The 519-nt window shown below is 43.0% G+C and carries 1 protein-coding gene; it reads left to right on the top strand.

The window, feature by feature from the left end:
- On the top strand, positions 1 to 519 hold a 519-nt coding region (locus E3E36_RS11530), incomplete at both ends, for a glycoside hydrolase family 36 N-terminal domain-containing protein (protein WP_206203646.1).

Genomic DNA, 519 nt, shown 5'->3' with positions numbered 1-519 from the left:
GGTTATCACTGAATATGCTTCCTCTTTTTTACAACTTGATGCAGACAGGTACTGGCTCACACAGTTTCATGGTGATTGGGCACATGAAGTACAAATAAAAGAAACTGAATTAACAGCGGGAATTAAAATACTCGACAGCAAACTGGGAACACGTGCAGATTTTTATCAATCACCTATGTTTTTTGTATCACTGAACGAAAAGTCAACAGAAACATCAGGCGATTTAATTGCAGGTACATTGGCATGGACGGGCAATTTCCGTTTTCAGTTTGAGATTGATCAGCGCAATTCGCTGCATATTTCTTCAGGCATGAATCCTTATGCCAGCGAGTACACACTGGAACCGGGCAAACCCTTTAACACCCCCGAATTTATTTTTACTTACAGCCATGAAGGAAAGGGAACTGCGAGCAGGAACCTGCACCAGTGGGCAAGATCATATGCAGTGCTGGATGGAAATAAGCCCCGGCTCACTTTGTTAAACAACTGGGAAGCCACGCATACCGCTTTTAATGAAAC

This window comes from Thermococcus sp. M36 (assembly GCF_012027355.1).
In the GTDB taxonomy this organism is placed as follows: Archaea; Methanobacteriota_B; Thermococci; order Thermococcales; family Thermococcaceae; genus Thermococcus.
This window is presented reverse-complemented; position numbering and strand designations above follow the sequence as displayed.